This window comes from Dendrosporobacter sp. 1207_IL3150, assembly GCF_036763085.1.
Classification (GTDB): Bacteria; Bacillota; Negativicutes; order DSM-1736; family Dendrosporobacteraceae; genus JBAIYU01.
The window spans coordinates 25,307-47,670 of record NZ_JBAIYU010000030.1 but is presented as its reverse complement, the minus strand read 5'-3'; the positions used below and the strand labels follow the sequence as shown (position 1 = coordinate 47,670).

The following is a 22,364-nucleotide window of genomic DNA, read 5'->3' as shown; positions in this document are numbered from 1 at the left end:
ATTTCACTATCAAGAGACTAAACAGAATCACTCTCATAGAAAAACATAAGTTGCTGAGGTCCTTTTGTGAAGTGTTCTTTTTATAGCGCTCGTTGACAACTAGCACATAAGTATTAACAGGAACTCATCTAGGCAATCCGTACAAAATCCCTAATCCTTAGAAACATACAAAAAACAAGGCCTCAACCCCTGCACGAAGCAAGGGTTGAGGCCTTGTTTTGCCGTTATCAATGGTACGGTTCTGCGTATCGGGTATAGCGGAGAAACTTAAGTATATTTCTTTATATGAACTGCTGTATTAATCTCTATTCTCGAACTTAGTCGCCGAAATATATCTCTTTGGAAATTTTCTCCACATGTTTTTTTCGCAACCATTCACCAATTTCTTTCCCTTGTAAAGTCGTAGGGACAACCACTCCTTTAGGCAAGACCATTATAGCTTTCAATGGTGCCAATTGAGGAATCTTTAATCCTGCCGCATTAGAAATGAGGTCAAACTCCTCTATCGTAAGAGAGCCACGCCTTAAGGTATTAATGGTATCTACAATCTTATCAGGCGTGGGGTGTTCTAAAATGCCAATTGTTTGATTGACAGTAATGGCCGCATCCAGCCAGCCGCCAGGCAATTTCATTCTATTATTCCATAGTTCTAAACGCTCTTTGTTCAGCACTAAACCAAACGTTGCGAACCTTACCTTCGAATTTTGCGTAGCTTTTGCTACTGAATCTAACCCGTTCACTACTCTTTCAAATTCTCCCATAGACAAATCTGAGATTTCTTTAAATGTAATTTGCAATAACCTAGTCTCGGCCAGAACCTTAAAAAATCTTCCTGGTTCCGCTGCTTCTGACAAGACTATGCTCAATTCATGAATCATCCGCTCTACAGGCTCATGAGCAAGTTCTTCCTGAGCCGCCATGGCAAGCGGGAGCGTATCACAGTCTATCGTGAACCCAAAGCGGGCGGATTGCCCCGCAAGTCGCAAGGCACGCATTGGATCATCGCAAAAATGTTGTCCCGTCGCTCTAAGAACCTTGGCTTTTATGTCCTCTATTCCATGAAAAGGATCGATAATTTCTCCCGTCAAAATGTCTAAGGCGATGGAGTTTACCGTAGTGTCACGTCTGAAAAGATCTTCTTCAACCGTAATCTTGGGTTTCGCTGATATTTTGAAGCCTTTGTAGTCACCTACTTTCTGCTCTGTTCTCGCAAAGGCAACTTCGCGTTTTATGCCGCCTATCACCAAGTGAAAAACGGGAAAAGCCTTACCCATGTCTTCGGCTTCGGGAAACAATATTTTAAATTTTTTTCTAACCATTCCAACAACACTATAATCAATATCCTTCGATGGCCTTCCCATAAAACTATCGCGAACTGAGCCACCGACTCTAAAAGCACGTCCACCATTTTTAGCAATAACTTCGGCAAAATCTATCTCCGTTAACGCACTATTACTCATACTATCCATTCCCCTCTCCTTTCATCTCTCCTTGCTTTTCCCATGCTAGTTCTTTGAAAAATTTACAATTTTTATCTTATGTATCTTACCCTTTATTTTTGTTACTGAAAGCTCTTCCACAACAAGTTCTTCTTTATCCCCAAAAATCTCCACATAGGAACAGGTATCTTGGATATCGATTATGCCAATAAAAAGGCTTCTACTTCAGATTAGAAGAAACTATTTATCATTCAAGCTATCTTGAATATGCTAAATATTTTCAGAGTAGCCTCTGCTAAAAAACAGCCTCGATCCTTTATTTACAAGGACCGAAGCTGTTTCGCTATTACCAGTGATACGGTTCTCCGCGATTAATCTTAAACGCCCGATAGACTTGCTCCACTAAAAGCAGTCTGATCATCTGATGCGTGAAGGTCATTTTGGAGAATGACAGTTTTTCTTTTGCTGTATTTCGTATTTCTTGTGATAGCCCAAACGCTCCGCCGATGGCGAAGGTTATGCTGCTCTGACCCTTTAAGGCTAAGTCGCTCATTTTTGCCGCAAGTTCTTCTGATGACGATGCCTTACCGAAGACATCTAAAACAATAAGATAACTGTCGCTCGGTATTTGCTTAAGCATGCGCTCACCTTCTTTGGTGAGCGCTTTTGCCTTTTCGGCATCTGATGGATTATCTGGCATTCTTTCTTCATCAACTTCAATGATATTAAGCTTGCAATATGGAGTTAAACGTTTTGTAAATTCAGCGATACCAGCTGAAAGATACTTTTCTTTTATCTTACCTACTGCTACTATTGTTATCTTCATTATTGTTTACTCGGCATTTCTTCTAATAATATGCTCACAGTTTGAGTTTTACCATTACGACTGTAGACAACTTCCGCCTTACTTCCGATAGGCTGCGAGTCTACCGCAGCGCGCAAATCTGCCACACTATTTGTTTCAATGCCAGCTACCTTATAAATAATATCACCTTCGCGTATTCCTGCCTTAGCCGCAGGGCCGTTTTGTGATGATTGTGCTACATAGACTCCTCGATCAATATTGAGATCATAACCGTATTTAGCAGCACTGGCTTTATCTAAAATTCCTACTCCCAAATATGCTCTCACAACACGGCCTTTGTCAATTATCGACTGAATAATAGGTCTAGCTGAATTAATTGGAATGGAAAACCCAATACCCTCTACTCCTGGAATTGAAATTTTAGCACTGTTAATTCCAATGACTATTCCATCTGCATTAACTAAGGCCCCGCCCGAATTACCGGGGTTAATTGCAGCATCTGTTTGAATAAGTTTAAACTTTCGTTCGCCTATTTCAATAGAGCGGTTTAGCGCACTGATTACACCAGCAGTAACACTGCCTTTAAACTCTAAGCCGAGCGGATTACCAATTGCAATAGCTGGTTCACCTACCAGTATACTATCCGAGTCTCCCAAAACAGCTGTTGGCATTCCTGTTGCATCTACTTTTATAACAGCGAGATCAGTTGCAGGATCGGAGCCTAAAACTTTGCCAGTAATAGTTCGTCCGTCCGATAATGAAACGACAATCTCCTGTGCGTTTTCAACTACATGATAGTTAGTAACTATATACCCATTGGAGTCAATTATTACCCCTGATCCTGTTCCTTGCTCAATCATAACTTTGCGATTGAAGTAATCCCTTGCATATGCTTTATTTGTTATACCAACAACGGCTGGTCCAACCGCCTGCGCCGCTTTAACTACTGGTGTATTGCGAGCATCAGAAACTGCTCCCGTCGGAGCCGGTGATTGTAGATTTGGTATATTCACCATATTTTGAGGTGTTGGCTTAGCAAGCTGTTTATCAGAATAACCAGCTACCATTCCGCCGCCTAAAAGCGTTCCAATTAGTAAAACTACTAAGTAGGGAGTCAATTTTTTCAATGCTGGTCTCATAGATACCATCCTCCTTAGAAAATTACTGTGGCAACTCATCCAGAATTGTCAGTACTGTTTCTAATGCCGGCAAAAATGGGTAGATCATTTCCTATTTCTACGTCTTTTTTATAATATGCTGCTTTTAGTATCGCCTAATCAGCCTTCAGTCAAACTTGCCGTTTTGTCGGGGTAGGTCAGCCTAATATCAATATCAACATTAAGCTCGCAACCTTGTTCTGTTAAAATATTACGTACAGTATTTTCAGCTATTTCTGGACGATTATTCTCTTGGCTTAGATGAGCAAGAAAAACCTTAGTATGCTTCTGCCTGGCCATTCGCGCTATAGTCCATGCGGCATCGGTATTGGATAAATGACCGCGATTACTCATAATACGACGCTTCAAGTGCCAGGGATATGCGCCGTTTTTCAATAAATCAACATCGTGATTTGATTCGAATACCAAAACATCGGAGTATGAGATTGCTTTTTTTACTGAATCTGTAACAAAGCCAATATCAGTGGCTACACTGCACTTTAGGTTTTGATGATACAAACTATATCCCACTGGGTCAGCAGCATCATGTGAAATACTAAAGGGCTCAACTTTAACACCGCTAATATCAATGCTGTCTCCGATTACTTTGCAGCAGCTTTCGGGAAGTATTTCCCGGCAATACATAGAATCGAAGGTGGCTGCTTTAGCGTATACAGGTAATTTATATTTTTTTGTTAAAGTCGGTAGTCCATTAATATGGTCGCGATGTTCGTGCGTTATGAAAATACCGTCAAGTTCTTCAACCGCTGTGCCAAGTTCAGCTAAACTATTTTTTATACGGCGGGCGCTTATTCCGGCGTCAACAAGCATTTTTGTATTACCCATTTTTATAAACGTGGCATTACCGGTACTACCGCTAGCCAAAACGTGTACTTGCATATAAAACTGTGCTCCTTTGTTTGACCAAATGACTATATATACTTCGACTGACAGTTGTTCAAATCCTCTTGTCAGAAATAGTAAGGCATCACCGTCATAATTTATAACATATAAAAGCAACAGATCCTAGTAAATAACTATGACCTGTTGCTTTTATGAAGTCTAAGCAAATAATGTTTATTCGTAAGTTCCTAATACCACAATTGCTCTATACTTCCTAATCTTTAGCGTTCCAGCTATTGACCAGCTCTCTAATATTATCTGGCAGAGCATTTAGCAATATATCAGAAATTTCATTTAGTCGTTCAGATGACTTAGCCTCAAATCTCAGCGTAAACAGTGGTTCTGTAACCGATGCTCTGATCATTGCCCAGCCATCGTCAAACTCAATTCGCACACCATCTATTAAGTTTGGTTTAAAGTCGCTTAATCTCTGTGCAATTTGTGCAAGTATCGCTTCTTTGTCAGTGCCTGTATATCTAACCCTTATCTCGGGTGTCAAAATATAATTTGGTATTTCATCAATTAGAACAGATAAAGGCCCGTGAGTAGATATATATTCACACATCTTTAAGCCCGCGAACATGCCATCATCATAACCCAGTTCTGAAAAGAAAAAGTGTCCGCTTATCTCTCCGGCAAAAAGCGCCTTTTCTCGTATAAATGCAGATTTACTAAAGGTGTGACCTGCTCGTGCCATAATTGGTTTTCCGCCAGCCTTGCTAATCTGTTCAGGAACAACCATTGAGCATTTGGCATCATAAATTATTGGACCTTTTTGCGTCTCTAGATAATTCTGCGCTAGCAACACTAAAATATCATCATTATCAACTGCTCGCCCAGTTTCATCAACAAATCCGACCCTATCGCCATCGCCGTCAAAAGCAATGCCAAGAAAAGCACCTGTTTCCAAAACCTTTTTGCTTAAAGCACTAAGGTTTTCTGGTACAGCTGGGTTCGGCGGCCGATTAGGAAAGGTTCCGTCAGCCTCACAAAATAGTTCTACTACTTCAAAGCCTAACTGTCTATAGAGGTTTGGCGCTATATGTGAAGCTGCACCATTTCCGGCATCCAGAACTACTTTCATACCACTTGCCTTAGCCTTACTTACTGTATAGTCTATGTAATCCTGTATAACAGAAAGTTCACGCACACTGCCTACTGCTTCAACTCTTGCGTTCTGTTCTGTCAGTCTAGCAATTTCATTTATATCCTCTTCACTGACAGGCTTGGGACCCATAACAAGCTTAAAGCCATTATATGAGGCTGGATTGTGTGATGCAGTTACCATTACACCGCCCGTCGCACCAGTAATTTTTTGCGCAAAATAAAACAAGGGTGTCGCTACTGTGCCAATATTTATTACTTCGCAACCAGAACGCGCCAGACCATCCATCATTATTTGCTGCATACGCGGTGTAGATAGCCGAATATCACCGCCGACAACTACTGTTTGTCCGCTAAGCTTTGTTCCAATTGCATAAGCTATTTTCTCAGCAAGTTCATAAGTTAACTCTGTTCCGGCAATTCCACGAATATCGCAGGCATGAAAAACACTCATAATAACGCCCCTTCCACAAAACAGTTACTGCTTATTTTAGCACGTTATGACAAAATAATACAAGTTTGCTTCAGTAAAGTTATGGTAACCACTTTGGCTACTTAAACATAATATATATCAAAACATCAGTTTCTAAGGGAGGGTGTTGTTGTGCCCAAACACAAAAAGGCGCGGCCTGAACAGCCCGAGAAACCAAAAACAAAAGATAAAAAGAAACGTAAGAAAAAGCACCGCCGACAAAAATTATTTGAGTCTCTAGATTTAAGGAGGTTTTTCATGCCGAATATTGATAAGATCGTAAAGGCACTATTTAATCAAATGGATGAAAGCAGAGAAGTTATGAGGGCAGCTGTCCGTAATCAAGAGCTGCTAATCCAGCAAAACCAAATGATTGTTGAATCTCTTGAAAAGATCTATGCTGCAATGGTAGAAATCAAGGCAAAATGAAAAATGAGATATACGGGTTTAACCCGTATATCTCTTCAGGCTGTTGAGAAAGGTTCAGTTGCTAGGCGCACCGCAAAACCCAGCAGCGCCGCGTACTCGGTCGTACGCAAGCTATGGGTTTGAGGCTGAGCGACGCAAATGGGCGTTTATCGACAGCCTGCTTAGTTTTTCATATTAATAGCTGCCCACTCTCGCCAAGCTGCATCAAAATCAGCGAAGTTAATTCCAAGAGTTTGGCTAATAGCTTTCTCTATACTTTGGCCTTTCTTTAAACCACTGACAACTTGTTTGAGCTTTTCATCGCCATGCACCTCTGCTATATAGCGTACTGCGGCAAGTGATTGACGATAAGCTAGTGCTTGGTTATCTAGATTATCAAAGTCATCGCTTAACTGGTCCATGGTATACAGTTTTTGATCAAGCGTATTTGTTGGAATTATCCACTCATATCCATTTACTTGATATTCAACATATTGAGCAAATCCCTCGGTAAACCAACGAGGGTAATTTCCACTTGTTACATGGTCGAATACCAGGTGGGTAAATTCATGCACCATCGGACCGGTATGAATAAAGTCTTCTATTGAGTCTCCTTCCTTCATCCAGACCTTAGGTGAAAGCAGCTGAATAACGCCTCCCCAATATACGCCCATAGCACTTTCGTTATTTGACCAGCCAAAAGCTTTACGTAATTCATTTTTGTCAGGATAAATTAAAATAATAGTTTTATCCTTTAAATCATGACCCAACTCTTTAGTCACAGGCTTATAAGCCTGTTCTGCTGCCTGAGCCACCATCTGAACAGTGTCCCGATCAGCTGGCGTATATTTGACAATGAAATGCTCTGTTTCAAATTCAGCCATATTTCTGGTCTCATAATTCAATTTTGCTTGAGCCCCTTGACGCACCAAAGGGTACAGCCACATTTGAGGACGCGCCGGTACTTGAACGAACAAAAACACAACGGCAAGCAAAACGGCCAGACTCGTTAACATAGTTACATCGCTGTGATTAATAATCTTCATATCGACGCACCTCCTTTCTATTAATAAACCTATTTCAGGTTAAACGTCGTAATGCTCCATCAGGCGAAAAAAAGGCTCATCTGCACGCGGCATCTGAACCTTTCGGTTATAACTATCATTATCTTATTATAACATGCCCTCAGGGGTTAGCCCACCGGTACATTATGTAAACTCATCAATGGGAAACTATTTGTATTCCCGAGCTCGTCCCTATTCTAGTAGCACCAGCCGCTATCATTGCTACCGCTTGTTCACGAGTGCGAATCCCGCCCGAAGCCTTAATACCGAGTTTCGTACCAGCAATAGCCTTAAACAGCTTTATATCATCAATCGTTGCACCACCAGGCCCGAATCCGGTAGATGTTTTGATATATGCAGCACCAGCTTCTAACACAGCATTGCAGGCAAGCTTCTTTTCCTCTTCAGTCAGCAATCCAGTCTCGACAATTACCTTAACTACACTACCTTCGGCAATGTTTACGATATGCTTTATCTCATCTGTTACTGCCTGCCAAAGTCCGAGCTTAGCAGCACCAAGATTTATTACCAGGTCTAATTCGTCAGCCTTACGCAGAATGGCTTCTTGGGCTTCGAATACTTTTACTGAACTAAGAGTAGCCCCAAGTGGAAACCCAATGACAGTTGCTACTTTTACGCCACTACCTTTAACTAAGTGAGCTGCCAGATCAACATAACACGGATTTATACAAACGGCTGCAAAGTTATATTGAATGGCTTCTCCACACAGTTTCTCAATACTATCTGGAGTAGCCTCAGGTTTTAACAAAGTATGGTCTATGTACTGATTTAATTTCATCACATTACTCCTTACATTCTAGCATCGCATTTTAGTATTGAATTCTTTTTTTGACATCACATCCCTTTTTATATTAGGGAAAAAATTAAGCTGCACAGTGCTCTGTGCAGCTCATAAGTAATTAGTTAGCTTGCCTTTTTTCGGCATCTTGACACTCTGGGCATACTCCATAGAAATAGAACTGCTGACCAGTTAAGCGATAAGATGTTTTAGCTGAAACATCGTTAATAAAATTGCTTGGATCAATGTCGTACAGATCGTCTACGCGACCGCAGCACATGCAGCGAACGTGCGGATGATTGTGTACATTTGCATCATAGCGGAAACTGTCTTCACCTACATTTAATATCTGTACCAATCCAATTTCCTTAAGAATTTCAATCGTCTTATAAACTGTAGCCAAACTCATTGTCGGATAATAAGGCTGCAACTGACTAAAAATCATCTCAGCACTAGGATGTGCTTTGGTTGATGCCAATACATTATAGATAGCAAGACGTTGAGGAGTAACCTTAAATCCTTTGTCCCGTAGCAATAGCGTTACGTTTTGTTCTTCCACCACTAACACCTACTTTACTTTTTGTCTTTCTCAAATCTTGAATTAATTTAAATTTAAGATTAAAACCTAAAAATGCGTTATGGAAAATTATTATTACCTGATATTATCGTTTTTATTTTACCTCAATTTGAGAATCACTGTCAAGTATTATCCATACAAGATTTCGGACTTTTCCCCTATAAAAGTAAAAAAAATCTCATGGCCGAAGCCACGAGATTTTTTTACTTTTATAGGAGAGGATTTCTTATTGCATTTGCTGTTGTTGAGAGTTTTGCTGACCTTGACCGCTAAACTTGTTTTTCACTTGGCTGATTGATTGCGGCGATGCATTTTGCACACTGTAATAGCCTTTTTGCTGCATCATGTCAAAAATTTGTTTTTGCTGGCTGTATACATCACCAAGCACTGTCATATAGTCACGACGTAGTTGATCGTCTGACGCTTCAAGAATAAAGGTGTTGATTGAAGAGGCCATCATTTTTGTTTCATTTAACGCTAACTGCAAAACATCCTGCTCTGAAAATTGTGCACCTTGTCCGCTCATTTGAGACTGCTGGTTTTGCTTGTTTTGCTGACCTTGTCCTTGCTGCTGTTGTGCCATATTTATCACCTCTTTATTGTAAGTTTTGGCCTGAATTTAAATGCTTGCTTACTGTTTGAAAATGCTGCTGATTTTTTTGGGAAAACTGTTGAAACAACTGTTTGCACTGATTATCTTGTACAGTATTAGCAAGATGGTTCATTGTTTTAACACAACTTTGCTCTGCACCTAAAAAATCTTCCAAATGCATCAATTCTTTTTGCGTTAGCATTAAAATCCCTCCTTTCATTTATAACAGGTTTAGTTTGCGTAATAGTTTAGTATTCTATGTCATTAGTTGAATGTAACTTAAGGCAAAAATCCATAAACACGGCTTACGCGAACCTTAGCGACATCAAAGGTCGATGTTAAACTTATGCGCATAAGAAAATTTTACTTTTTCATATCGTATAAAAAACCGCCTGAACAAGCTCAAACGGCAGGAAACTACAACACTAGGATTTAAGTCCCATATCCAATTAGGACTGTCTATTTTACATATATAACCATTATAATGTAAATAACAACATTATACTTATGTTTTAGCTACTCAGTTTGGAGGTGATTCTATGCGCATCGAAAATGCTATTCCCGGCATGGTTTTGTCGCAAGACCTTCTAGATGACTATGGCAATTTACTGCTCGAGAAAGGGATAACCTTAACAGAAGCTTATATCAATCGTTTGAAACGCCTTGGTATTCGTACTGTTTGGGTCGAAGATCCCCTGGCTTACACACTAAAAAATGAGCCTATATCACCAGAGTTACGTACCGAGCTTGCTTTGTGTATTAGATCACTATATAAAATAAAGTCTAATGACATTCTGACAGCCAAACTCCAAAACTTATACTTGCGTCAAATAACAAAAGCCGCGAATGCCGCTATAGACGAAATTCAAGAACACGTACCAAATATTATAAATTTGCAGCTGCGTCACCCAAGCATTGATGAAGTTAATCATGCCGTAAATGTATGCCTGCTTTCACTGGTAACAGGCATATATCTTAAACTTTCTCGCCCCTTGCTAAGAGACCTTGTTGTCGGGGCACTATTGCACGATATTGGAAAATCACTCGTGGTGACTGATTCAGCCAGCAACCCGGGCTTTCATGCTCTTTGCGGCCATGAAATTCTTTCCAATGCCGAGCAGAGTTTCAGTGTTTGCAGGATTGCAGCAGAACATCATGAAAAATACGACGGAACAGGTTATCCTGCCAGAATAGGCTTTAAAGATATTCACCCGCTGGCGCGAATAGTAGCCATTGCAAACTATTATGATAATGCAATGCAGCGTGCTGGACTTACCGGAAGTGACCGACAAGATGTCTTAGAAGATATGATGAGTAAAGGAAATGCAGCATTCGATCTAAATATGCTGCGTGCCTTTTTCCACACTGTAGCTTTATATCCTGTCGGAACTGTCGTACGCTTGAGCACAGGGCAAACAGGTTATGTAATTAAAAACTATGCTCATTATCCGCTTCGTCCAGTTGTAAGGACAATTGTCTCAGAAGATTTTCATGATATCGATCTTCTCTATAAGCCATCAACAACAATAATTGAAATAATTAAAGAATAGCCTGAGGCTATTCTTTAATTATTTCATTATCTGCCTCATCTTTGGGAGAAGGATTCTTTTCCAGCATCACCGAACTACGGATAAAAAGGTTACAAGGAGAATATATGGTTTCATCTGGATATCTAAAAGTAATACTAGCTATGCTTATTTGGGGCAGCGTAGGGATTTTTGTCCGCATAGCTGAACAGCCGGCCCCAACTATAGTCTTTTTTCGAGTGGCAACAGCCTTTGTTGCTATTGGAGTATATTTTTTATTAAAACGAAAATCATTAAATCTAAATGGCTACAAAAAACTTGCTGTTATTAGTGGTATTGCGATAGCGCTCAACTGGCTCTTTTTCTTTAAAGCCATACAAACAACAACTATCGGCAATGCCGTTTTGACCTATTATCTATCACCAATACTTGCAATTATTTGGGCCAAGCTATTTCTAGGCGAACACCTGGAACGCCGCGCCTTATACGCTGTTGGAATGGCTGCATCTGGAATTTTTCTGATGCTCTCAAGTTATCAGTTTTCATTAAGCAGTTCCGATTTTATTGGAATTTTGTTTGGTTTGACTGCTGCGTTATTTTATTCAGCTGTTGTAATACTCGTTAAATATATGACCGCTGTTGACACTAACAGCTTAGTGATAGTACAAATGGGGGTTTCCTCGGTAATATTCCTTCCTTTTATAATCTTAAACCCGCCGACCCTTACCTTCTCTTCTGTATTAGCAATGCTGACGATGGGAATAGTTCACTCCGCTATTGCGCTTGGGATATACTTTACCGGTTTAAAAACGGTTAAAATTCAACATGCTAGCGTCTTATCATATGTTGACCCTGTCAGTTCTTTAATTTTTGCATATTTAATTTTTGGTGAAACACCTACCCTTTTCACTGCCGTTGGTGGAGCTATGATTTTAGCCGCCAGCTTTTTAGTAATGAAACGTATATAATAAAAATGCTTGCTGACTCAAGGTTGAGTCCCGCAAGCATTTTCTTTTGATTCCCATCTGCTTGTGGCAAAACGCCACCAAAGAATTATACTGCGCACAAGAAAATCACCTGCTGTTATAAACCAGGCCGCAGTTATATCATAATGCCATACATTAATAAATAGGTATATGAGGGGCATACGGACAACCCACACCCCTATAGTCGTAATATAAAACGGCCACTTTGTATCTCCAGCTCCGCGCAGTGCGCCGCCGAAAACATAAGTAATAGCTATCGTTATTTGTTCCAATGCCGCTATTTTCACACAAATAGCTCCCCAGAAAACTACCTCTGGATCATTAATAAAAAGACTCGTTAACTCTTCGGCAAAAATAAAAAACACCAGGCCCATTACAGCCATTCCTCCGAAGGCCATTTTACAGGTAAGCCATACATATTGAACAGCTCGATGCGTCATACCTTTTCCGAGGTATTGCCCTACTAGAGTCATAGCTGCGACTGAAAAACCAAAGCCCGGCATAAATGAAATCGACTCCACTTGCATGGCTATTTGGTGAGCTGCAAACTGTACTGAACCAACGCTTGCCAAGAGTAGAGTAAAAACTATTCGGCCTCCTTGCAGCGAAACCTGTTCAAGCGCAGCTGGAATACTTATTGCTAATATCCGTTTTATAACGTCGGCTCGAAAAATAAAAATTTCCGTCCAATCTAAACAAATGCTTTTATGAAATTTAAGTACAACTAATACAATTATTCCTCCGATTGCTTGTCCCAAACAAGTTCCCCACGCAGCACCGTACGCGCCTAATGCTGGACTTAGTAATCCAAAAATCAATATATAACTAACAATTAAGACAACTGTATTAGCAAAAGAGCTTATATAAAAAGCCGTTCGCGTTTGTCCTATCCCACGCAAGACAGCATTGCCAATCGCAAATATCATAAATAAAGGTGTAGACAAAAAATTTATTCTAAGCAGCTGACCCGCTAGTTCAGCTATATTCTGTTCAGCACCCGTAAAAACAAAAAACGCTGGAGCGATATAAAAACCGACTGCCGATAATAGGATTCCTAAAATCCCCCCAATCTGCAGAGCTTGTCCCGCAATGACGCGCACTTCATGATTGTTTTTTGCTCCCCATTCTCTTGATATAAGAGCGGACGATCCTGTACCGGCAGCTGCAAAGATCATGGCAGTAGAAAACTGAACCAGTCCCGAAAGACCTACTGATGCCAGCGCAACAGCCCCAAAGCTGCCGACCATAGCAGTTAATAAAATATTAACAACCATTATCCAAACCATCTCTAGGACAACCGGCCAGGCTAGGCTAATAATTTGTATTTGCATATATCTTTTAATCGGCAGCATTATATATATGGACCTCCACCTACAACTTACACACTAATAGTTTATTCTACATATAAAAATTCGCTGATAAGTTACAGTAACCCTTGTTAGTTTTAAGTAAATGAAACTTGGTTGTGTTATAATAATTTATTGAAAAATGGAAAAGATGGTGAGTTAATGTTAATTAATGAAATACCTGCTAATATTGCCCGAGAGATCGGCGTAACAGTAAAGCAAGTTGTGTCCGCCATTCAATTGCTGGATGATGGTAATACTATTCCCTTCATTTCGCGATATCGCAAAGAAATGACAGGGGAATTAAACGAAGAACATATTCGTACAATTGATGAACGCGTCCAATATTTGCGCAACCTTGTTAAGCGTCAGGAAGATATTATTGCCAGCATTGACGCCCAAGGTAAACTGACCCCAGAATTAGCCCAAGCAATAAATGCGACAACTAAGATGCAAGAATTAGAAGATCTCTATCTTCCCTACCGCCCTAAAAAACGAACTAGAGCCCAAATCGCCAGAGAAAAAGGGCTAGAACCATTATCAGAAATTTTAATGAAACAGGACATTATTGATGAATCTCCGCTAAATATCGCCCAACAATATATTGATGTTGAAAAAGGCATCGAATCATCTGAGCAGGCGTTGGCCGGGGCTCTTGACATAATTGCAGAAACAGTGACCGAACAAGCACATATTCGTGCTTTATTACGTAAGCAGTTGTGGCAGACAGCCGAGATATCTACCGAGCTAATCGTAGATGACACTGCCGGCAAAGATTTCCTTACATATAAAGAATACCGCGAACCGATAAAACGTATGCCATCTCACCGAATCCTTGCAGTAAATAGAGGTGAGAATAAAGATATACTTAAGGTTAAGCTAGAAACAAATCATGAGTTTAATATTGAACTAATCGCCAAACAAATCATAAAAAACGAGTCATCTTTTACCGGCTGTATAAGAGATGCAATAGCTGACGGCTACAAAAGGCTGCTTCTGCCTGCACTTGAAAGAGAAGTTCGAGCGCAGCTTACGGAAAATGCTGAGAACCAAGCAATTCGTGTTTTCGGTCTTAACCTTAGGCAACTTCTATTGCAGCCACCCCTTGCTGGTCATACGGTAATAGGCTTAGATCCTGGCTATCGAACAGGCTGTAAAATGGCTGTCGTCAGCCCAACCGGCAGTGTCCTGGCAACAAATACTATTTACCTAACAATGAGTGATGCCCAGCAGCAGCGAGCAACCGAAGTAATTTTAAACGCAATTGAGCAGTACGGCGTAACATTAATTTCAATCGGTAACGGCACTGCATCATACGAAACAGAAGAGTTTGTTGCTAAATTAATCCAAGCTCACAGCCTCCCAGTTCACTACTTAATTATAAATGAGGCTGGGGCATCTGTTTATTCTGCCTCAAAGCTAGCTAAAGATGAGCTGCCTGATCTTGATGTTTCACTGCGAGGTGCTGTTTCGATAGCCCGTCGCGTACAAGATCCTCTCGCTGAACTTGTAAAGATCGATCCAAAGTCGATTGGAGTTGGGCAATACCAACATGATGTCGATCAAAAAGGCTTAAGTACCACACTTGATAACGTTGTCGAGTCAGCTGTTAACCATGTCGGCGTTGAATTAAATACCGCATCTATCGAACTTCTGAAGCATGTCGCGGGCGTTAATGCTACTGTTGCAAAAAACATCGTTGCTTTTCGGGACGCAAATGGTACTTTTAAAAACCGTGCCCAACTTTTGAAAGTGCCGCGGTTAGGTCAGGCTGCCTTTACCCAATGCGCTGGATTTTTAAGACTGCAGATGGGCACTAATCCTTTGGATAACACGCCAGTCCATCCCGAATCATATGCATTAGCCGAAGATATTTTAAAGAAATTGGGCTTTAGCTCTACTGACTTAGCTAATAAGTCGTCGCAAAAACTTATCCAAGAGAAAGTACAAACAGTATCTGCTGAAACTGTCGCTTCTGAATTAAATGCAGGCTTACCGACTGTCCGCGATATCCTCGCAGCTTTGGCAAAGCCTGGGCGAGATCCGCGTGAAGATCTTCCCGCACCAATGACAAGAAAGAATATTGTCAAACTAACTGATATAACCCCTGGAACAATTGTTAAGGGAACAGTACACAATGTTACTGATTTCGGCGTGTTTGTAGATATCGGCATAAAAACAAACGGCCTTATCCACCGTTCTGAGCTCAGTCATAAGCATTTTAAACATCCCTTAGATGTTGTATCAGTCGGTGACATTATCGATGTAATGGTAATAAGTATTGACATTGATCGTAATCGGATTGGTCTGAGCCTTAAGCAGGTTCCTAATAAATAGCAAAAAAATAAAGGGCGGCTTAGCCGCCCTTTTACATATGCTCGTGCGGATTCCCAAGAATCCACTTAGTAATACTATTCTGCGTCAGTATGTTGCCGCTTTTTTCTAGTGCGTCTATTCTCATATCCATATCAGATTCAGTTGGGGCAACGTACATATCCAATGCATCATCCATCTGTTCAGCATATTGTTTCTTTTTCATAAATTCACCTCCTAGTCTATAGTTTTGCCCGAAAAAAATATCTTGACTAGGAATTTTCTTTGAAACTTTTGGTAAATTGAAGGATGACTTCGTCAATTAAATACTCTTAATTGGGCATATTAACTTTAAAAAGGAGTTTACCCATGAGTCAAGAAAGCGTCCTACTGACACAAGCGATTGATTTCCCAGCCCAGCACCAAACTAATCACCCTGGCCTTGAGTCACTAATGACCCCTCGTCCTCTTTCAATCAAGCCAGAATATCTAGCCTGCGGCAAACTAACGAACAAGGTTGCAATTATAACTGGCGGAGACAGTGGCATTGGTAGAGCCGTCTCTTTAGCTTTTGCTCGCGAAGGAGCCGATATTGTCATTGTATATTTTGACGAACACGATGACGCTGCCGTGACTAAAAAAGAAGTAGAACAAAGCGGGCAGCGCTGCATTACTTTATCTGGTGATGTGGGACAAGATTCTTTCTGCAACGAGATTATTGCAAAAACTATAAAGGAGTTTGGCAAACTAGATATACTGGTCAATAACGCAGCAGTTCAATACACCGCAGCCAGCCTCCTCGATATAACATCCGAACAATGGGAAAAAACCTTTCGCACTAATATCTTCGCCTATTTTTATTTAACTAAAGCGGCCCTGCCTCACCTAAAATCCGGCAGCACGATAATTAACACAGCTTCCGTTACTGCTTATGAAGGGCATGAACTTCTAATCGATTATGCTTCAACAAAAGGAGCTATCGTAACATTTACACGCTCTTTATCACAGGCCTTAGTAGGGCAAGGTATTCGTGTTAACGGGGTGGCCCCTGGGCCTATATGGACTCCACTAATTCCATCATCTTTTGACGAACAGCAGGTAGCCGAGTTTGGAAAAAACACCCCCATGAAACGAGCAGGCCAACCGGCTGAAGTTGCCCCAAGCTATGTATTTCTGGCTAGTGAAGATTCAGCTTATATGACTGGACAGATGCTTCATATTAACGGTGGTAAAATCATCAACGGATAATACATAGTGATAAAAAACGCCGCATTCTCCTGAGAATGCGGCGTTTTTTTGATTTAGTTATTTAGCACTGTATAAGTATCTTTGATATAAACAACAGCTTTTATCTCTGTAATTAGATTCTCTGAATGGTTCTTAAGAGAAGATACTTGCCTCTTAATGTCACTTATTATCTCTTGGTCATGAAGTAGCGGTAAGTTCAAAGCCACCATCAAGAGAGCACCACTAACAGCATTATGGCAGCTTAACAGACCAAAAGTTAAATCGCCAATAACATGTTCAACACAATGCTCTAGCAATGTTTTTCCTATTTCTAAAACTCTTTGAGAACATCTGGCGATCTCAAGCGGTACTTCGATAGCTAGTCGAACTGCATTATTGTATGTTTCTAAATCGTTTACTTCAGAATTACACGGTGCAGAGATTATTGGTAGAACTTCTGCTAAAACTTTGGCATCTTGGTCAATAAGTTTTAGCAAGGACTGATGTATTGCTGCTAATTCCACCGTAAATTCCTCAGATACCCCAGATTTACATCCAGTTAAATGTTTCTCTGAGATTGCAACAGCCATTTGAACTAGACTAACTCCCATTAGGCCTGCTGCTGCTGCTGCACTGCCTCCTCCAGGTGGCGGTTGTTTAGACATCTGTTCGAAAAAATCCTGCATAGGTAAGGAAACCAACATATCTACACCTCAGAAAATTCAAATTGATAATATTATGTGTATTTTACCACCAACTAAAGGTAACCGCACTTTTTTTATTCAATGCTAACAATAAACTGATAGTGAGGTTGACCGCCATAGTATAATTCAATCTCTATACCTGGTACTACTTCCTTTAAGTTTTCGGTAATTGCTCGCGCCTCATCTAGTGTTAAGTCGCTGCCATAATACAGACTAACTATTGCATTAGCTGATTTAAGAAGATTTTGCACCAATTTTACGAGTGTGCCTTGAACAGAGGTATCATAAACAGTTACTTCATTATTTACTACACCAATAAATGAGCCTTCAGCTACTTGGCAAGCTCCAATAGTACAGTCACGAACAGCAACTGTTATACCTGCAGCAGTCACTTCTCCTATACGACTTTTCATCCGCTCAAGATTATTAGCCAGGTCCTCTTCTGAAGAAAATGCCAATAGTGCTGCTAAACCCTGCGGTACGTTGGTTGTAGGCACAACCTCAGCAGCATCACCAACCAGCTTCTTTACCTGGGCTGCTGCCAAAACAATATTACTATTATTGGGCAATATTATGTATCTATCAGCAATTCCACTATGGATTGCGGCAACGAATTCTTCTACAGACGGATTCATGCTTTGTCCGCCTGAAATTATTATTGCTGCACCCATTTGCTTCATAATTTCTGCGATACCCGGTCCAGGCGAGACACTGATAACTGCTATACATGACTTTTCTCTGCTTTGACTTTCAACTGCATTTATATGCTGATCCGCCATATTATCAATTTTTATATTATGCAGTGTACCCCAGGTAATAGCAGATTCGAGAACATGTCCCGGACGATCGGTATGAATATGTACCTTTATAAGATCAGAACCCTCAGCAACTATAAGGGATTCTCCTAATTTCGCAAGCTGACTTTTCACTTCATCAATTTTTACTTTATAGTTTTTGATAATAAACTCAGTGCAATAAGGGCGGGCGGCTTCAAATTCAGCAGTTGGGACGATGGCTCTAAGTGTCTTATCAATATCTGACTCGGGTCCAGCATATGCACCACCAAGTCCTTCCATGCATCCTTTTAAAAAGACAATTAGACCCTTGCCGCCTGCGTCAACCACTCCTGCCGCTTTTAATGTCGGCAGCAGCTCTGGTGTCCGTTCAACTTCGCTTTCACCTGCTCGAATTGCTTCATCTAAAATTTCGTCAAAAGGCAATCCAGCTCGAACTGCACGGCGTGCTCCTTTAGCAATTCCTTTTGACACTGTTAGAATGGTACCTTCTACAGGCTTAGAAACTGCACGATAGGCATATAGAACGCCGTATTGAAAAGCCTTGCCTATCTCCGATGAATCGGCTTGTTCTTTCCCCTGAAGGCCTCTGGCAATCCCACGGAAAATTTGTGCTAGAATTACTCCTGAGTTACCACGAGCACCCATTATTGCGCTATCAGCGGCCCTTTTGCTTAGGCTGCCTATTCCACGTTCTGGAGCTTCGGCTATAGCCCTGGCAACAGCGCCTAAAGTAAGCAGCATATTGGTACCGGTATCTCCATCTGGTACAGGAAATACATTTAATTTATTAATTTTCTCATGCTCGAGCAGAAATGCACTATAAGCTCCAGCGATCATTCGCCTAAAATCGCCGCCTGTAATCAATTCTTTGCTGCTCGTCATAGTTTTCACCTCTATTTATATTCTTTCCTGGAAAATCAGACCTACAACTCCCGGTCCCAAATGGGCCCCGAGTACAGAACCGATACTACTTACAGATATATCAGTATAAGGATATAATTCCCGTATTTGCCTACTTAATGCTTCAGCTTGATTTAATGCACCACAATGGACAACACCAATATATTCTAATTGATTATATCTTTTCAGTTCATCTAACATTCTGCTTATCGCCTTAGGCATAGTCCGAACTTTATCTAATACAGCAACTCTCCCGTCAAGTAGCTGCAAGATTGGTTTTATCTGCAATATTGAACCAAATAATGCTGCCGCTCCACCTATTCTGCCTCCCTTATGCAAATAATCGAGCGTATCTGGAATAAACATTGTATGTGTTGCCCTGATCTGGGTCTGGAGATATCGCACAATAGCTTGAGCACTCTTGCCTTTATCGGCCATTGTAAGTGCGGCCTCAGCTAACTTTACCATACCGACTGCCGTAGTTTCTGAGTCTATTACCTGTATTTTGTTGCTATTAGCCATTGTTGCTGCAAGGCGAGCTCCTTGAGCTGTACCACTCAATCCTCCTGATAATGTTATAATAATTATTTCCTTGTCTGCTCTTAGCAACGGGTCAATCACTGCTAAAAAATCACCAACTGCTGGTTGTGAAGTTTTAGGATGCCCGCCCCCTGATGCTACTATCTTAAACATTTCGTCTGGTGTTAGTTGTTCTTCATACCACTGAGATTTATCGATAATTATGTTTAACGGGATAATATGCAGGTTAGCATATTTTTTCAGATAAGTATTAGTTATACTAGCAGTGCTGTCTAAAATAATATGAATATCCGCCATAATAAGGCCCCCATTTCACGCTTCTACTTAAATATTACCATATAGTCCCAAGTATAGTGAACATCATATATTTTATCTTATTAAATATATAGTTTTCTCTTATTCATATAATGAATTTTTTGAATAAGAAGTTTCTCCGGTAAAAGCATTTGAGAAAGGATATTTAGCAAAAATTGGCGAATTTAAGTTTGATTTGCGATAGCTAAAAAAGGAGTTTCTCATGGAAAAGAAATTATTATTTGCTTTAGATATTGGTACCCGTAGTGTGGTCGGGCTTGTCGGAGAACAGGACGACAGCACTATTCGCCTGATTGCCTCAGAACGTAAAGAACATCACACACGTGCCATGCTGGATGGGCAAATTCATGATGTAACTGAAGTAGCTAACGTATTGTCTGATATTAAATCTACTTTAGAAGAAACATGCGGCCCGCTAAAAGAGGTCGCTGTCGCCGCCGCAGGACGAGCCCTTTGTACGTTAAGATCCACTGCTGAAATTGAAGTATTCGGCATGCTTACTGCTGACGATGAACGTTCCCTTGAGCTAGCTGCTGTCCAATCAGCCCAGCAGCAGCTTGCAACCTCCAATGCAGTAGCTGATCCTACCTTATATTATTGTGTTGGGTATAGCATTATAGATTTCACTCTTGATGGCACTAAAATTAAATCGCTGATAGGTCAGAAAGGCCGATTAGCCAAAATAAATATAATTGCTACCTTTTTGCCCCGCCAAGTTATCGACTCAATTCAGTCGGCACTACAAAAGACCGGACTTGAGATGGCTGCTTTAACCCTTGAACCAATTGCAGCAATTAATGTTCTTATCCCGCCCACCATGCGCCATTTGAACCTCGTACTTGTTGATGTAGGTGCAGGTACATCTGACGTTGCTATAACTCGCGACAATACCGTTATCGGCTATGGAATGGTTCCCTTCGCTGGTGATGAAATTACTGAAGCAATTTCCCAGAAGTATTTGTTAGATTTTAACGTGGCTGAGCAAGTTAAAAGGCAATTAAGCGGTAATGAAAATGGGAATGTTATTTTTACAGATGTTCTCGGCTTTGAGCAATCAGTCTCTGCAAAGGAACTTATTGATAATATAGTACCTAATGTCGGTGAGCTAGCGAATGCAATCGCTGGACAAATTCTAACTCTGAATCAAGGCACGCCACAGGCAGTGTTGTTAGTAGGCGGAGGTTCTTTAACTCCTCGACTGCCAGAAGCTCTTGCACAATCCTTAGACATCCCTTCTTCAAGGGTAGCCATTCGCCGTCCAGATACTATTGATGGTATTGAAGGTATACCACAAGAATTACGCACCCCTGACTCTGTAACTCCGCTTGGTATATTAAAATTAGCGAGAAGTCGTACTCTCAATTTCGTTAATGTTAAACTTAACGATAGAAAAATTGATCTTTTTAATCTTGGACATCTCACTATTGCTGATGCTTTGCTTGCCGCTGGTATTGATATCCGTAGTCTTCATGGAAAACCTGGTCTGGGCATAACATTGAAAATCAATGGGAAAACCAAGTTCATTGCCGGGACTGTAGGAACACCAGGTATTATTGAGTTAAATGGCAATAAAGCTACTTTTGATATGAAACTTAACGAGGATGATGAGATCATAGTAATTCGTGGTGTAGATGGAACAGTTCCTTCTGTAAAAATCAGCGATGTCCTTAATATCCCTTCTGCTTATCCAGTTACTATAAATGGTGTAAATCATATGGTAAAATCGATAATTACTGTTAATAGTGAGCCCGTTTCTGGTGATATAACTCTTAATGACCGTGATGAAATTTTATGTTCTGCACCTCTCACTTTAGAAGAAGTCTTAAAGGCCTCAGGTATACCGTCCCGCTCCAGGGATTATACTTATATTATTAACGGATCAGAGAGAACCTATAGTGTTTGGCCAACTTTCATAGTGAACGGAACTGCTGTATCGAACAGTGCAAAAGTTTCAGCAAATGATAAAATTGTTATAAAGCCTCCCACAGAGCCTACTGTATCTGAGGTTCTCGGACTGTCTGATGACGACCAAGAAACTATTACAATCTTGTTCAATAATAATAAAGTTCAAATACCGACACGCCGCTACAGTATCTCTGTTAACGATAAGCCTGCTTGCATTCTCGACTCTGCCCCGAACAATTCTAATATTGTGTTCACCTGCTCTGATAGACACAATCCTATGATTAGCGATATCCTGCTGGCGGTTGAATTTAATCCTCGGGAAATACCATCAACAAGTAAAATTCAAATCTTATTGAATGGCCGTCCTACTGAATACACTGCTATTACTAAAAACGGCGATTCGGTCGATATCGTAATATCTCAATAAACTTTTTATTTACTCTTAAATATTTGCTGCAAGTAATGGGTATATTAATAACCTACAA

Annotated in this window: 22 protein-coding genes; 6 read left to right on the top strand and 16 right to left on the bottom strand. The window is 40.6% G+C overall.

Annotated elements, in window-relative coordinates; all coding sequences use genetic code 11:
- Positions 1-317: 317 nt before the first annotated feature.
- The 6 genes from V6C17_RS13455 to V6C17_RS13430 all read right to left on the bottom strand — a co-directional run bounded on the left by V6C17_RS13455 (position 318) and on the right by V6C17_RS13430 (position 5,862).
- Positions 318-1,469, bottom strand: coding sequence for a polynucleotide adenylyltransferase (locus V6C17_RS13455; protein WP_333523084.1), 1,152 nt, complete (start codon positions 1,467-1,469; stop codon positions 318-320).
- A 36-nt stretch (positions 1,470-1,505) separates the two neighbouring features.
- Entirely contained in the window at positions 1,506-1,640 is a 135-nt protein-coding gene (locus V6C17_RS13450; protein WP_333523205.1) for a hypothetical protein, read from the bottom strand.
- 145 nt (positions 1,641-1,785) lie between these two features.
- Entirely contained in the window at positions 1,786-2,265 is a 480-nt protein-coding gene (gene rlmH / locus V6C17_RS13445; RefSeq protein WP_333523083.1) for a 23S rRNA (pseudouridine(1915)-N(3))-methyltransferase RlmH, read from the bottom strand.
- The gene (locus V6C17_RS13440; protein ID WP_333523082.1) at positions 2,265-3,383 is read right to left on the bottom strand and encodes a S1C family serine protease; all 1,119 of its coding nucleotides are present in this window, start codon (positions 3,381-3,383) and stop codon (positions 2,265-2,267) included. The genes rlmH and V6C17_RS13440 overlap by 1 nt, the downstream gene beginning before the upstream one ends.
- 138 nt (positions 3,384-3,521) lie before the next feature.
- Entirely contained in the window at positions 3,522-4,301 is a 780-nt protein-coding gene (locus V6C17_RS13435; protein ID WP_333523081.1) for an MBL fold metallo-hydrolase, read from the bottom strand.
- 217 nt (positions 4,302-4,518) lie between these two features.
- A complete protein-coding gene (locus V6C17_RS13430; protein WP_333523080.1) occupies positions 4,519-5,862 on the bottom strand; it encodes a phosphomannomutase/phosphoglucomutase in 1,344 nt (447 codons plus the stop codon).
- A 150-nt stretch (positions 5,863-6,012) separates the two neighbouring features.
- On the opposite strand from V6C17_RS13430, the gene V6C17_RS13425 reads away from it, so the two are divergent.
- Positions 6,013-6,309 carry a hypothetical protein gene (locus tag V6C17_RS13425; protein ID WP_333523079.1) on the top strand — a complete coding sequence of 99 codons (297 nt, stop codon included), beginning with the start codon at positions 6,013-6,015 and terminating at the stop codon, positions 6,307-6,309.
- A gap of 161 nt (positions 6,310-6,470) precedes the next feature.
- On the opposite strand, the gene V6C17_RS13420 is transcribed toward V6C17_RS13425, so the two are convergent.
- From V6C17_RS13420 to V6C17_RS13400, 5 genes are all read right to left on the bottom strand, one after another.
- Entirely contained in the window at positions 6,471-7,334 is an 864-nt protein-coding gene (locus V6C17_RS13420; RefSeq protein ID WP_333523078.1) for a peptidase MA family metallohydrolase, read from the bottom strand.
- 175 nt (positions 7,335-7,509) lie between these two features.
- On the bottom strand, positions 7,510-8,151 hold the full coding sequence (gene deoC, locus V6C17_RS13415; RefSeq protein ID WP_333523077.1) for a deoxyribose-phosphate aldolase: 642 nt from the start codon (positions 8,149-8,151) through the stop codon (positions 7,510-7,512).
- A gap of 121 nt (positions 8,152-8,272) precedes the next feature.
- Entirely contained in the window at positions 8,273-8,713 is a 441-nt protein-coding gene (locus V6C17_RS13410; protein ID WP_442891504.1) for a Fur family transcriptional regulator, read from the bottom strand.
- A 241-nt stretch (positions 8,714-8,954) separates the two neighbouring features.
- Complete coding sequence (locus V6C17_RS13405) at positions 8,955-9,311, bottom strand: spore coat protein (RefSeq protein ID WP_333523075.1); 357 nt, start codon at positions 9,309-9,311, stop codon at positions 8,955-8,957.
- A 13-nt stretch (positions 9,312-9,324) separates the two neighbouring features.
- Complete coding sequence (locus V6C17_RS13400) at positions 9,325-9,522, bottom strand: ferritin-like domain-containing protein (RefSeq protein ID WP_333523074.1); 198 nt, start codon at positions 9,520-9,522, stop codon at positions 9,325-9,327.
- 337 nt (positions 9,523-9,859) lie between these two features.
- On the opposite strand from V6C17_RS13400, the gene V6C17_RS13395 reads away from it, so the two are divergent.
- Together V6C17_RS13395 and V6C17_RS13390 are read left to right on the top strand one after the other, a co-directional pair.
- On the top strand, positions 9,860-10,870 hold the full coding sequence (locus tag V6C17_RS13395; RefSeq protein WP_333523073.1) for an HD-GYP domain-containing protein: 1,011 nt from the start codon (positions 9,860-9,862) through the stop codon (positions 10,868-10,870).
- A gap of 104 nt (positions 10,871-10,974) precedes the next feature.
- Positions 10,975-11,814: a DMT family transporter gene (locus tag V6C17_RS13390; RefSeq protein ID WP_333523072.1), complete on the top strand. Its 840-nt coding sequence runs from the start codon at positions 10,975-10,977 to the stop codon at positions 11,812-11,814.
- Between the two features lie 17 nt (positions 11,815-11,831).
- On the opposite strand, the gene V6C17_RS13385 is transcribed toward V6C17_RS13390, so the two are convergent.
- A complete protein-coding gene (locus V6C17_RS13385; RefSeq protein WP_333523071.1) occupies positions 11,832-13,184 on the bottom strand; it encodes an MATE family efflux transporter in 1,353 nt (450 codons plus the stop codon).
- 156 nt (positions 13,185-13,340) lie between these two features.
- Here V6C17_RS13385 and V6C17_RS13380 point away from each other — a divergent pair, with 156 nt between their 5' ends.
- The gene (locus V6C17_RS13380) at positions 13,341-15,515 is read left to right on the top strand and encodes a Tex family protein (protein WP_333523070.1); all 2,175 of its coding nucleotides are present in this window, start codon (positions 13,341-13,343) and stop codon (positions 15,513-15,515) included.
- A gap of 31 nt (positions 15,516-15,546) precedes the next feature.
- Here V6C17_RS13380 and V6C17_RS13375 read toward each other — a convergent pair whose 3' ends face one another.
- Complete coding sequence (locus tag V6C17_RS13375) at positions 15,547-15,717, bottom strand: hypothetical protein (RefSeq protein WP_333523069.1); 171 nt, start codon at positions 15,715-15,717, stop codon at positions 15,547-15,549.
- A gap of 143 nt (positions 15,718-15,860) precedes the next feature.
- Between V6C17_RS13375 and V6C17_RS13370 the strand changes: the two genes are divergently transcribed.
- Positions 15,861-16,739 carry an SDR family oxidoreductase gene (locus V6C17_RS13370; RefSeq protein ID WP_333523068.1) on the top strand — a complete coding sequence of 293 codons (879 nt, stop codon included), beginning with the start codon at positions 15,861-15,863 and terminating at the stop codon, positions 16,737-16,739.
- A 53-nt stretch (positions 16,740-16,792) separates the two neighbouring features.
- Here V6C17_RS13370 and V6C17_RS13365 read toward each other — a convergent pair whose 3' ends face one another.
- The 3 genes from V6C17_RS13365 to V6C17_RS13355 form a co-directional block, all read right to left on the bottom strand.
- Positions 16,793-17,422, bottom strand: a complete 630-nt coding sequence (locus V6C17_RS13365; RefSeq protein WP_333523067.1) for a cyclodeaminase/cyclohydrolase family protein — start codon at positions 17,420-17,422, stop codon at positions 16,793-16,795.
- Positions 17,423-17,496: 74 nt separating this feature from the next.
- Positions 17,497-19,101: a DAK2 domain-containing protein gene (locus tag V6C17_RS13360; RefSeq protein ID WP_333523066.1), complete on the bottom strand. Its 1,605-nt coding sequence runs from the start codon at positions 19,099-19,101 to the stop codon at positions 17,497-17,499.
- A gap of 15 nt (positions 19,102-19,116) precedes the next feature.
- Positions 19,117-19,956, bottom strand: coding sequence for a DegV family protein (locus tag V6C17_RS13355; RefSeq protein WP_333523065.1), 840 nt, complete (start codon positions 19,954-19,956; stop codon positions 19,117-19,119).
- A gap of 220 nt (positions 19,957-20,176) precedes the next feature.
- Here V6C17_RS13355 and V6C17_RS13350 point away from each other — a divergent pair, with 220 nt between their 5' ends.
- On the top strand, positions 20,177-22,306 hold the full coding sequence (locus V6C17_RS13350; RefSeq protein WP_333523064.1) for a cell division FtsA domain-containing protein: 2,130 nt from the start codon (positions 20,177-20,179) through the stop codon (positions 22,304-22,306).
- The last annotated feature ends 58 nt before the right edge of the window (positions 22,307-22,364 follow it).

What these genes read in the sequence shown, in the direction of transcription:
- V6C17_RS13455 (WP_333523084.1), bottom strand. Translation starts at nt 1,469, where the DNA reads ATGGATAGTATGAGTAATAGTGCGTTAACGGAGATAGATTTTGCCGAA.
- rlmH (WP_333523083.1), bottom strand. Translation starts at nt 2,265, where the DNA reads ATGAAGATAACAATAGTAGCAGTAGGTAAGATAAAAGAAAAGTATCTT.
- V6C17_RS13440 (WP_333523082.1), bottom strand. Translation starts at nt 3,383, where the DNA reads ATGAGACCAGCATTGAAAAAATTGACTCCCTACTTAGTAGTTTTACTA.
- V6C17_RS13435 (WP_333523081.1), bottom strand. Translation starts at nt 4,301, where the DNA reads ATGCAAGTACACGTTTTGGCTAGCGGTAGTACCGGTAATGCCACGTTT.
- V6C17_RS13430 (WP_333523080.1), bottom strand. Translation starts at nt 5,862, where the DNA reads ATGAGTGTTTTTCATGCCTGCGATATTCGTGGAATTGCCGGAACAGAG.
- V6C17_RS13420 (WP_333523078.1), bottom strand. Translation starts at nt 7,334, where the DNA reads ATGAAGATTATTAATCACAGCGATGTAACTATGTTAACGAGTCTGGCC.
- deoC (WP_333523077.1), bottom strand. Translation starts at nt 8,151, where the DNA reads ATGAAATTAAATCAGTACATAGACCATACTTTGTTAAAACCTGAGGCT.
- V6C17_RS13405 (WP_333523075.1), bottom strand. Translation starts at nt 9,311, where the DNA reads ATGGCACAACAGCAGCAAGGACAAGGTCAGCAAAACAAGCAAAACCAG.
- V6C17_RS13400 (WP_333523074.1), bottom strand. Translation starts at nt 9,522, where the DNA reads ATGCTAACGCAAAAAGAATTGATGCATTTGGAAGATTTTTTAGGTGCA.
- V6C17_RS13395 (WP_333523073.1), top strand. Translation starts at nt 9,860, where the DNA reads ATGCGCATCGAAAATGCTATTCCCGGCATGGTTTTGTCGCAAGACCTT.
- V6C17_RS13390 (WP_333523072.1), top strand. Translation starts at nt 10,975, where the DNA reads ATGGTTTCATCTGGATATCTAAAAGTAATACTAGCTATGCTTATTTGG.
- V6C17_RS13385 (WP_333523071.1), bottom strand. Translation starts at nt 13,184, where the DNA reads ATGCTGCCGATTAAAAGATATATGCAAATACAAATTATTAGCCTAGCC.
- V6C17_RS13380 (WP_333523070.1), top strand. Translation starts at nt 13,341, where the DNA reads ATGTTAATTAATGAAATACCTGCTAATATTGCCCGAGAGATCGGCGTA.
- V6C17_RS13375 (WP_333523069.1), bottom strand. Translation starts at nt 15,717, where the DNA reads ATGAAAAAGAAACAATATGCTGAACAGATGGATGATGCATTGGATATG.
- V6C17_RS13370 (WP_333523068.1), top strand. Translation starts at nt 15,861, where the DNA reads ATGAGTCAAGAAAGCGTCCTACTGACACAAGCGATTGATTTCCCAGCC.
- V6C17_RS13365 (WP_333523067.1), bottom strand. Translation starts at nt 17,422, where the DNA reads ATGTTGGTTTCCTTACCTATGCAGGATTTTTTCGAACAGATGTCTAAA.
- V6C17_RS13360 (WP_333523066.1), bottom strand. Translation starts at nt 19,101, where the DNA reads ATGACGAGCAGCAAAGAATTGATTACAGGCGGCGATTTTAGGCGAATG.
- V6C17_RS13355 (WP_333523065.1), bottom strand. Translation starts at nt 19,956, where the DNA reads ATGGCGGATATTCATATTATTTTAGACAGCACTGCTAGTATAACTAAT.
- V6C17_RS13350 (WP_333523064.1), top strand. Translation starts at nt 20,177, where the DNA reads ATGGAAAAGAAATTATTATTTGCTTTAGATATTGGTACCCGTAGTGTG.